Genomic DNA, 10481 nt, shown 5'->3' with positions numbered 1-10481 from the left:
CCGCACATCCACGCCGACGCCGTCATCGGCTGGGCATGGTCGGTGTTCAACGACTACGATTTCGAGGCCAATCCCCTGGGCTTCCGGCCGCGCACCCTGCGCGCCCTGGCGGGGGCGTGCCGCCGCATTCGCCACCTGCCGCTGGCGGATTCCGTGGGGGTGGACTTCCACAAGACGGGTTTCGCGCCGTACATCTCAAGCCTCGTGTTGGCCAAGGACCGCGCCGACCTGCAGCGCCTGGCCCGGGACCCGGCGCAGATGCCCTACCTCTACCACTTCGGCGAGCACCGTCCCGGCATGTACACGCTGGAGACGTCCCGGGCCGGCACCGGCCCCCTCGCCGCCATCGCCAACTACCGCCTGTTTGGCCGCCAAGGCCTTCAGGTGGTGCTGGGGCACATCGTGGAGATGGCCCAGCTTCTGCGCGAACATCTGGAAGGGCACGAAGGCAGCACCGTCCTCAACCGCGACAACTTCGGCACCGTGAACCTCTTCCGCGCCTATCCGCCCGACGTGGACACCTTCGCCATCAAGCGCCAGGAGTTCGAAGACCCCGCGTACCGCGACAGCCTTCTGGCAAACAACGACTTCAACCGCAAGGTCTTCCAGTACGTCCACTCCGAAGCCATGGCCGGCCGCGGCGTCGTCATCTCCGCCACCGACTGCTACCGCCGCACCGCCTACGGCGAGCCCATCTACGCCCTGAAATCGTATATCCTGTCCCCGTTCGTGGACGAAGCGGACGTCGAGGCCGTGGTTCACAAGATCATGGAGGCGCGGGAGAGGGTGGGGTAGGGCGGGTTCTCCTTACTCCCCATCCAACTCCCTGTGCAGCCACCGCAATATCGTCGGAAACACGTCCGGCGACTCCCCCATATGCCCGCCGGGGAAGAGGCGCATGGTCTTGGGGTCGCCGCATTCGAGGAGCATGAAGAAGTCCTCGATGGGGACTTGGAGGTCGTCCTTGCCGTTGACCAGGAGCATGGGGGCGCAGGGTTTGTCGAGGAGGCCCTGGTCCTTGAGGGAGAGGATGGGCATGATCTCGCAGAGTTCCTCGAACGTGCGCTTGCCAAAGAGGTTGGCGCGGGCCTCGATGAGGTCGAAGAGGTAGGACGAGGCGTTGCGCGACCTCTGTTGCCATTCGGGCTGGAAGAAGCCGTGGATGCCGCCGCCCCAGTTGACGGCGGCGCGCAGGCGCTCGGGCTCCACGTGGGCCAGCTTGGTGGACCAGTAGCCGCCGAAGCTGGCGCCGAGGGCGGCGATGCGGTCGGAATCCACTTCGGGCCGGGTGGCGAGGTGGTCCAGGGCCGTCGAGTAGACCTCGTGGGCGGTGTCGGAGGCGAGCATCGGGGACTCGCCGGTGCCCGGGCTGTCCATGATGAAGCAGCCCCAGCCCTCGGCGAGCATGGACTCGACGAAGCTGTGGCGCTCTTCTTTCCAGTTGTCGATGCCGCCCCAGTGCATGATGACCGGCGCGGGCCGCTTGGCGGGCAGGCGCAGGTAGCCGACGACCTCCTTGTCGCCCAAGGGCAGGGCGATGCGCTCCAGCGGGGGGTCGAAGTAGCGCGAGGCGGCGAGGTAGGTCTCGATGGTCTTGCGGTACGCCTCCTGCTTGCCGGGCGAGCTGGGGAAAGGATGGCGGGCGGCGCCGTACCAGGCGGCGGCCTGGAAGTAGGCCGACTTGGCGTCCTCGGCGTTGCCTTTCTCCTCTGCTTCCTTCGCGGTCTTTTCCCAGCGCGCGCCGGGCTTGCTCCAGGCTTCGGCCCAGGCGTCCGCGTCCATGCTGTTCAGTTCCGAGAGGGCTCCTTCGGCTTCCGCCGGGTCCATGAGGTGAAAGGGACTGCGGTTGCCCACGCGCTTGCGAATACGGTCCTTGATTTCGTCCAGAGTTGCGGCTGCGGCCATGATGATGGGTCCTCCGTGTTGCTGGGGTCGGTTGAGAATATCACGATTTCGTAATACACAGTAATTCCGTCGGGTGAAGCTCATGACGAAAGAAGACCTTTACATCCAGGGCATGGAAGCGTACGCCGATGATCGGGTGGACGAGGCCATTGCGTCCTACCAGGAGGCGCTGACCGAGGATCCCGAGTACGGTGACGCGCTGCACGCCCTGGCCATGGTTTACGCGAACACGGAGCGCGTGGACGAGGCCATCGAGATGGGCAAGCGTCTGGTGGAGGCGTGCCCCGACGATGAGTTGGCGCACACGAGCCTTTCCATCTTCTACCAGCGCAAGGGGATGATCGAGGAGGCCGAGGCCGTCGCCGCCAAGGCGCGCACCCTGGGATGGAAACGGCAGCTCACCGAGAACAAGTAACCGTCATCCACCGCGCGCGGTCGTCGCGGCCGCCGTCACGTCTTCATTGCACTCACAAACCACTCGGCCGTCCGCAAAGAAGGGATAAGCATGAATCTGGACAGCATCACCGTCGATTCGATCCGGGACTCGCTGCGCGAGCGCAAGTACATCTGCGACCGGAGCCTCGCCACCGTGGTCTATCTCTCGGTACGTCTGGGCAAGCCGATCCTGCTGGAAGGCGAGGCGGGGGTGGGCAAGACCGAGATCGCCAAGGTGCTGTCGGACGTGCTCCAGACGCGGCTCATCCGGCTCCAGTGCTACGAAGGGCTGGACTCCAACACCGCGCTCTACGAGTGGAACTACCCGAAGCAGATGCTGCGCATCAAGCTGGAGGAGATCGGCGCGGGCAACCGCGAGGCGGTGGAGACCGAGATCTTCTCCGAGGAGTACCTCATCAGCCGGCCGCTGCTGGACGCCATCCGCACCGACGGCGCCGAGCCCCCGGTACTGCTCATCGATGAGATCGATCGCGCGGACATGGAGTTCGAGGCGTTCCTCCTGGAAGTGCTGTCGGACTTCCAGATCAGCATCCCCGAGGTCGGCACCATCCAGGCCGCCAAGCGGCCGTACGTGTTCCTGACCTCCAACCGCACCCGCGAGATCCACGACGCCCTCAAGCGCCGCTGCCTCTATCACTGGATCGAGTACCCCACGTTCGAGAAGGAGTACGAGATCATCATGACCAAGCATCCGGAGATCCACACGCTCATGGCCGAGCAGATCTGCGCGTTCATGCAGCAGGTGCGGCAGATGAACTTCTACAAGCGGCCGGGGGTGGCGGAGACCCTGGACTGGGCATCGGCGCTGCTGCTGCTGAACCGCGGCGAGCTGGATCCGGAGGTCGTGAAGGAGACCGTGGGCTGCGTCTTCAAGTACCGCGAGGATCTGCACCACCTGGAGGAAGAGATCTCCGGCGACAAGCTCGACATGGACCGCATCCTCAAGGAGCCGGCCACCGTGGTGGGCGGGGGTGCCCAGTAACGCGGCCGTCCGCCCGGACTCGACATGGCAAGAGAAGTCAACGAGGAAGAGATCAGTCGCGCGGTGGAGCGCTACAAGCGCCTGCGTGGCCAGGGCACCATGGCCAACATGCTCATGTTCGGCCGGGTGCTGAAGGACCTGGGCTTCCGCCTCGGGCTGAGCCAGGTCATCGACGCCAACCGCTGCCTGCCGCTCATCGACATCCGCAGCCGGCCCGACTTCCACCGGACGCTGGCGGCAAACCTGCTCCACGAACACGAGGACATCGAGCTGTTCGACCAGGTGTTCGAGGCCTTCTGGCAGGCCGACATGGAGATAGAGCCGGCCATGGAGACCATGGAGGTGCCGGCCCAGAGCCCCGACGATGGGCTGGACCCCTCGGACGACAGCAGCGGCACGACGGAGGAGACCATCGCCGAAGAGCAGGGCGCTGCCGACGAGGGCGATCCGGACGCGGACCCGATGCTGGTGCCCACCTACAGCCCCAACGAGCTGTTGAACGAAAAGGATTTCAGCGAGATGGGCATCGAGGAGAGCCGGGCCGTGACCCAGGCCATCATGCTCATCGCCTCCAAGATCGCCACCCAGGTGAGCCGGCGCAAGAAGCGCGCGCGCCGGGGCACGGAGATCGACCCGCGCGGCACCATGCGGCGCAACATCAAGTACGGCGGCGAGCTGGTGGAGCTGGTGGCGCGCAAGCGGCGCATCAAGAAGACCCGCGTGGTGCTGCTGTGCGACGTGAGCGGCTCCATGGACTGCTACAGCCGCTTCCTCATCCAGTTCATGTACGGGCTGCAGAACGAGCTGTGGGGCGTGGAGACCTTCGTCTTCAGCACCACCCTGAGCCGCATCACCCATCTGATCCGCACCAAGAACATCGGCAACGCCCTGGAGAAGATTTCCAAGAGCGTGCTGGGCTGGTCCGGCGGCACCAACATCGGGCGCTCGCTGGAGATCTTCAACCGCGACTTCGCGGTCAGCATGGTCACGCACCGCACCGTGGTGGTGATCATCAGCGACGGCTGGGACCGGGGCGACGTGGGCGTGCTGGAGCGGCAGATGCAGGCCCTCAAGCGGCGCTGCGGCAAGATGATCTGGCTCAACCCGCTGCTGGCCAGCGAGAACTACGAGCCCTTGTGCAAGGGCATGCAGGCGGCGCTGCCGTACCTGGACCTGTTCCTGTCGGCGCACAACGCCAACAGCCTGGTCCACCTGGGCCACACCATGCGCCGGCTGGTGGCGTAACGAAGAAATATCACGTTCCGGTGTCGCCGCCCCGTTTGTCGACGGCCGGCCGGCACGAGGAGGCATCGATGGAGAACATCTACGACGACGTCAAGGAATTCCTCGACAAGGGCGAGACGGTGGCGGTGGCGACCATCGTGTCCACCAAGGGCTCGACCCCGCGGGAAGTGGGGGCCAAGATGGTGGTGACCGCCTGGGGCGAGATCCTCGGCACCATCGGCGGCGGCTGCGGCGAGGCCGACGTGCGGCGCGAGGCCATCGAGGTGGTGCGCACGCGCAAGCCCCGCACCGTGCGCGTGGACCTGCTGGACGAGATCTCGTCCGACAGCCCGGCGGTGTGCGGCGGCATCATGAACGTCTTCATCGACCCCTGGTGGCAGGACGGGGACGAGAAGGGCGCGTGAGGAGCCTGTCGCGGGTGCTGGAGCCGAACCGGCGCGTGACAAGGTGAAGGATGCATGGACGCACTGGTTGAAGAGCTGATCAAGATCAAGAGTGCGGGCGCGGGCGCCGTGCTCATCACCGTGGTGGAGTCCGACGGCGTCGACGGGCTGGACAGCGGCGCCAAGTGCCTCGTGCGCGACGGGCGCATCGTGCTCGGATCGGTGAGTGATCCGGGACTCGAGGAGAAGATCGTGCGCGAAGCCGCCGAGCGGTTGGCGGAGGAGCGCTCGCAACTGCTGTCGCTGGAGACCGCCTCGGGCGGCCAGGCGGACGTCTTCTTCGAGGTGATGCCGTCGCCGCCCAAACTCATCGTCGTCGGCGCCGGACACATCGCCGTGCCGCTGGTCAAGATCGCCAAGCTCATGGACTACCACGTGGTGGTCATCGACGACCGCATCCTCTTCGCCAACCGGGAACGGTTTCCCGAGGCCGACGAGGTGGTGGTGGGGGACATGGCCGAGACCGTGAAGAGCCTGGACATCACGCCCACCACCTACGTCGTGCTCATCACCCGCGGCCACAAGTACGACGAGCCGTGCCTGCGCGAGCTGCTGGACCGCCCGGCCAAGTACATCGGCATGATCGGCAGCAAGCGCCGCATCAAGGCGTGCTTCGAGCGCTTCAAGGAGGAGGAGCAAGTCTCCGAAGAGCTCATCTCCCGTGTGTACGCCCCCATCGGCCTGGACATCGCGACGGAAACTCCCGAGGAGATCGCCCTGGGCATCCTGGCCGAGATCATCAAGGTCCGGCGCGGCGGCAAGGCCCGGTCCCTGTCCCGGAAGTAGAGGGTTCTCTCCTGTCCACGCGTTCCCGCGACATTCGGGTAAAAGGAATGGTGTTCTCGGACCTGGGACGCGCCGGCGCGTTTCTGGCCGTGGAGTGGGTGCGGGAGGCCATTCGTGAGCAGGTCGGATTCGACCCTTACCCCGGCACCCTGAACCTGCGGGCGCACGGGGACGACCTGTCGCGCTGGCAAGAGGTCCGGCGGAACGGGGCAAGGAGCGTGCTGTCGTCACCCGATCCGGGTTTCTGCGGCGCCTTCCTCTACACGGGCTTTCTCGAAGGCCGGCCATCCGCGACGGGGCCGCGCGAAAGGGTCGCGGTGGTGGTGCCCGAGGTCAAGGACTATCCCGCCGACAAGCTGGAGATCATCGCCTCGGTCTCGTTGAAGCAGAACCGCTCGGTGCGGGACGGCGACGAGCTGACCGTGGTTTTCGGCGAGTAGGCACGTTTACAGGAGGTAATGCCGCATGCGTCGTGTCATCGTAGGCCTGTCAGGGGCCACCGGATCCATCTACGGAATCCGCATACTCCAGGTGCTGCACAGGATACCGGACATCGAGACCCACCTGGTCATGAGCAAGGCAGCCAAGATGACCCTCCAGGTGGAGACGCCGCACACGGTCAAGGAAGTCGAAGCCATGGCCGACATGGTGCACGACATCAACAACATCGGCGCGAGCATCGCCAGCGGCTCGTTCCGCACCGAGGGGATGGTCATCGCGCCGTGCTCCATGAAGTCCATGGGCGGCATCGTGATGTCCGTCGGCGGCGACCTGCTGGTGCGCGCCTCGGACGTCATCCTGAAGGAGCGGAAGAAGCTCGTGCTGGTGGTGCGGGAAACCCCGCTGCACCTGGGGCACCTGGAGAGCATGGCGCAGCTCACGCGCATGGGCGCGGTGATCTTTCCGCCGGTGCCCGCCTTCTATCACCGGCCCAAGACCCTGGACGACGTCATCAACCAGACCGTGGCGCGGATCCTCGACCAGTTCGACGTCGAGACCGACATGTTCCACCGCTGGGACGAGGAGTCCCTGAGCCGTTTCCCCGGCGACAAGGAATGAGCCGGAGCCGCGTTCGCGGGTGAGCGCCGCGCGTTCGCGCCGAGAGCCGCATGGCCGAACTCGAAGAACAGGTGCTGGAATACCTCCGCACACACAACACCATGACCCTCGGCACCTGCCGCGACGGCATGCCGTGGAACGCCACGGTGTTCTATGCCAGCGACGGACTTCAGCTCTACTTCTTCTCCTCGCCGGACTCGCGCCATTGCACCAACCTCGCCGACAACCCGCGGGTGGCGGTGACCGTCCAGGAGGACTATCAGGACTGGCGCGAGATCAAGGGAATCCAGCTCGAGGGCACCGTCGAGCTCGTGGACTCTGTCATCGCCAAGGGCAAGGCTCTGGCGGTGTACGCGCGCAAGTACCCGGGTATCATCAAGCTCTTCACGGACCCGGCGAGCGGCATCTACCACAAGGCGTTTCTCAAGGTGAAGTTCTACCGGGTGATTCCGGAGAGGCTGTACTACATCGACAACCAGCAGGGGTTCGGCAAGCGGCAGGAGCTGGCGCTGGGCGAGGGCGCGGCGTCGAGCTGACGCGGCTGAACCGGGATGGCGCGGCACCCTTCGCCGCGTCCGTCCGGAGAGGATGGTTTCATGTCACGACTGGTAGGCAAGGAGATGCCGGACGAACTGTTCGCGCTGATGAGCGGCAAGTCGGTCGAAGCCGGCAAGGTGTTCATCATGGCCACGGTGGACGAGAACGGCTGGTGCCACCCGGCCATGGGCTCCTACTACGAGCTGGTGGCCAAGAGCCCGGGGCGCATCCATCTGGCCGTGGGCAAGAACAGCACCACGGAGAGGAATCTCGTGCGCACCGGCGCGCTGACTCTGGTGGTCACGGACCACGGCCTGAACTACTACCTCAAGGGCAACGCCACGCGCACGCGGGAACAATTGGACGACACTCCCTTCGCGCTGTTCCAGGTGGAGCTTCACACCGTCCTGGAAGACCAGGAACAGGGAGTCACCATCGTCACGGGCGTTCGCTATGAATTGAATCAGGGCGGCAACGCCGGGTTCATGGGGCGGATACTCGACAAGGCGCTGGCGGCCTTGTCGGCGGCGCCGTGGGAGTAAGGGGCAGGGATGCGGCGGCGCGTGGCCGCCGCTTGCGTCCGCGCGGGCCGCGTGCTAGGCCCCGGATCGTCATTCCCGCGAAAGCTTGCCCTCGACCCCGATCGGGGGCGGGAATGACGATCTGGATGTGTGACAATTCAACCAGTCTTCTACGGCGCAGGCTCCTAGCCAGTCAGCGCGGTTCGTGTTAGCTACAGAAAACTGATCGCCAGTGGCGCGGGCGGTGCGCCGCCGCCGGCATTCGACCAAACCCCCAAGGAGGACCGACAGTATGGACCCGATCACGGACCCCATCGCCATCGACGTGCACGTGCACCTTTGCGACGAGCTGACCCTCAGCTCCAAGGGCGACCGCCCGAAGCAGATGGCCCAGTACTTCAAGCGGGAACGCAAGCCCGTGTCCATCGACGAGATGGCGGACGAGTACCGCGCGCGCAACATGATGGCGGTGATACAGAACACCACCGACGAGACCATCACGGGGCTCACCCCGGTCCCGAACAAGCACGTGGCCGACGGCGTTCAGCGCAACTCCGACGTTTTCCTGGGCTTCGGCGTCATCGACCCGTGGCAGCAGAAGGTGGCGTTGCAGGAGATCCAGCGCATCAAGGACATGGGGCTCCACGGCGTGGGCGAGATCAACCCGGCCCGGCAGCAGTTCTTCCCCAACGACACCCGCTTCTATCCCCTGTGGGAGGAATGCCAGAAGCTCGAGTTGCCGATCCTGTTCCACAGCGGCATGGCAGGCGCGGGCGCCGGCACCCCCGGCGGCATGGGCAACAAGCTCAAGTTCACGCAGCCCATCCACCTAGACGACGTGGCCGCGGACTTTCCCGAGCTGAAGATCATCTGCGCCCATCCGTCGTGGCCCTGGACGGCCGAGAGCCTCGCCATCGCGCGCCACAAGAGCAACTTCTACATCGATCTCTCGGGCTGGTCGCCCAAGTACTTCGCCGCCGAGCTGGTGCAGCAGGTGAACTCGATCCTGCAGGACAAGGCCATGTTCGGCTCCGACTGGCCGGCCATCGGCGTGGAGCGCTGGCTCGACGACTTCGAGAAGGTCCAGATCAAACCCGAAGTGCGCCAGAAGATCATGCTGGACAACGCCAAGAAGTTCTTCGGCATGAACTGATTTCCGTTGAGAACCGCGGAGGCGGCCGGCCGGCCGCCTCCGCATCCCCCGCATGAAGGAGATGGGGCTCCGCAATGGCGATCGAACTGATCAAGCCCGTTCCGCCGCCCGCCTCCCGCGGCTTCCAGATCATGGCCAAGCCCACCGGGGCGATCTGCAATCTGGACTGCGTCTACTGCTACTACCTTCAGAAGGAAGACCTCTACCCCGAGGCAAAGTCGTTCCGCATGGAGTCCGACGTGCTGGAGGATTACATCGCCCAGCACATCCAGGCCTCGCCGGATCCGGTCGTCGACTTCGCCTGGCACGGGGGGGAGCCCACGATCCTGGGTCTCGATTACTTCCGTGAGATCGTCGCGCTCCAGCGCAAGCACTGCCCGGCGGGCCGCCAGGTGCGCAACGGCATGCAGACCAACGGCGTCCTGCTGGACGACGCCTGGTGCCGGTTCTTCGCCGAGGAAGGCTTTTCCATCGGTCTCAGCATCGACGGTCCCGAGAAGCTCCACGACGAATACCGCGTCACCAAGGGCCAGCAGCCCACGCACCGGAAAGTCGTGCAGGCGTACAGGCGCCTCAGGGCCCACCGGGTACCCTGCGACGTGCTCTGCGTCGTTCACGCCGGCAACGTCGGCCACCCCACCACGGTGTACCGCTACTTCAAGAGCCTCGGCGCCGACCACCAGCAGTTCATCCCGCTGGTGGAGCGGGTGCCCGGGGATTCCTCGGTAGGCCCCCGCAGCGTGCCGTCCGAGGCCTTCGGCACGTTCCTGTGCGCCATTTTCGACGAATGGATCCGCAACGACGTGGGCCGGGTCACCATCCAGATCTTCGACGAGGCGGCGCGCACCGGCCTGGGCATCGAGCACGCCCTGTGCATCTTCCGGGAAACCTGCGGCGACGTGCCCGTGGTGGAGCACAACGGCGACTTCTACTCCTGCGACCACTACGTGGACCCCGAATACCGGGTCGGCAACATCCGCGACACCTCGGTAGCGCAAATGATCGACAGCGAGGCCCAGCGGGAGTTCGGGCGCGACAAGTGGACTTCGCTGCCGCGCTACTGCCGCGAGTGCGAGGTGCGCGCCCAGTGCAACGGCGGCTGCCCCAAGGACCGCTTCATCAAGACCCCCGACGGGGAAGACGGCCTCAACTACCTGTGCGCCGGCTACAAGAAGTTCTTCATCCACAGCCGCGGGCACCTGAGCACCATGGCCGGCCTGTGGCAGGCCGGCGAGCCTATCGAGAACGTCATGCGCCAGGTGCGCGAAGCAGATGCCGCCACCCGCCCCGCCGCCGGCCGCAACGACCCCTGTCCCTGCGGCAGCGGCCGCAAGTACAAGCGCTGCTGCATGCCCCGGTAGCAACCTCCCTGAATCGTCATTCCCGCGGAAGCG

General features: G+C 65.6%; 13 protein-coding genes. 12 read left to right on the top strand and 1 reads right to left on the bottom strand.

Annotated features, from left to right (window positions below):
* A partial coding sequence (locus OXF11_03830; GenBank protein MCY4486230.1) for a pyridoxal-dependent decarboxylase occupies positions 1-795 on the top strand: 795 nt, incomplete at its 5' end.
* A gap of 12 nt (positions 796-807) precedes the next feature.
* Here OXF11_03830 and OXF11_03825 read toward each other — a convergent pair.
* Positions 808-1905 (bottom strand): alpha/beta fold hydrolase, encoded by a 1098-nt coding sequence (locus OXF11_03825; GenBank protein MCY4486229.1) that lies wholly within the window; start codon positions 1903-1905, stop codon positions 808-810.
* An 82-nt stretch (positions 1906-1987) separates the two neighbouring features.
* Here OXF11_03825 and OXF11_03820 point away from each other — a divergent pair, with 82 nt between their 5' ends.
* From OXF11_03820 to OXF11_03770, 11 genes are all read left to right on the top strand, one after another.
* Complete coding sequence (locus OXF11_03820) at positions 1988-2320, top strand: tetratricopeptide repeat protein (GenBank protein MCY4486228.1); 333 nt, start codon at positions 1988-1990, stop codon at positions 2318-2320.
* Between the two features lie 90 nt (positions 2321-2410).
* Entirely contained in the window at positions 2411-3343 is a 933-nt protein-coding gene (locus OXF11_03815; GenBank protein MCY4486227.1) for a MoxR family ATPase, read from the top strand.
* 24 nt (positions 3344-3367) lie between these two features.
* Positions 3368-4588 carry a VWA domain-containing protein gene (locus tag OXF11_03810; GenBank protein ID MCY4486226.1) on the top strand — a complete coding sequence of 407 codons (1221 nt, stop codon included), beginning with the start codon at positions 3368-3370 and terminating at the stop codon, positions 4586-4588.
* Between the two features lie 68 nt (positions 4589-4656).
* On the top strand, positions 4657-4992 hold the full coding sequence (locus tag OXF11_03805; protein ID MCY4486225.1) for an XdhC family protein: 336 nt from the start codon (positions 4657-4659) through the stop codon (positions 4990-4992).
* A gap of 54 nt (positions 4993-5046) precedes the next feature.
* Complete coding sequence (locus OXF11_03800) at positions 5047-5817, top strand: XdhC/CoxI family protein (protein MCY4486224.1); 771 nt, start codon at positions 5047-5049, stop codon at positions 5815-5817.
* A 47-nt stretch (positions 5818-5864) separates the two neighbouring features.
* The gene (locus OXF11_03795; GenBank protein ID MCY4486223.1) at positions 5865-6257 is read left to right on the top strand and encodes a CTP-dependent riboflavin kinase; all 393 of its coding nucleotides are present in this window, start codon (positions 5865-5867) and stop codon (positions 6255-6257) included.
* A gap of 25 nt (positions 6258-6282) precedes the next feature.
* Entirely contained in the window at positions 6283-6876 is a 594-nt protein-coding gene (locus tag OXF11_03790; GenBank protein MCY4486222.1) for a UbiX family flavin prenyltransferase, read from the top strand.
* A gap of 50 nt (positions 6877-6926) precedes the next feature.
* Positions 6927-7412 carry a pyridoxamine 5'-phosphate oxidase family protein gene (locus OXF11_03785; protein MCY4486221.1) on the top strand — a complete coding sequence of 162 codons (486 nt, stop codon included), beginning with the start codon at positions 6927-6929 and terminating at the stop codon, positions 7410-7412.
* 60 nt (positions 7413-7472) lie between these two features.
* Positions 7473-7955 (top strand): hypothetical protein, encoded by a 483-nt coding sequence (locus tag OXF11_03780; protein MCY4486220.1) that lies wholly within the window; start codon positions 7473-7475, stop codon positions 7953-7955.
* A 271-nt stretch (positions 7956-8226) separates the two neighbouring features.
* Positions 8227-9087, top strand: a complete 861-nt coding sequence (locus OXF11_03775) for an amidohydrolase family protein (GenBank protein ID MCY4486219.1) — start codon at positions 8227-8229, stop codon at positions 9085-9087.
* 74 nt (positions 9088-9161) lie between these two features.
* On the top strand, positions 9162-10448 hold the full coding sequence (locus OXF11_03770; GenBank protein MCY4486218.1) for an anaerobic sulfatase maturase: 1287 nt from the start codon (positions 9162-9164) through the stop codon (positions 10446-10448).
* Positions 10449-10481: the final 33 nt, after the last annotated feature.

The organism is Deltaproteobacteria bacterium (genome assembly GCA_026712905.1).
In the GTDB taxonomy this organism is placed as follows: domain Bacteria; phylum Desulfobacterota; class Binatia; order UBA9968; family JAJDTQ01; genus JAJDTQ01.
This window is presented reverse-complemented; position numbering and strand designations above follow the sequence as displayed.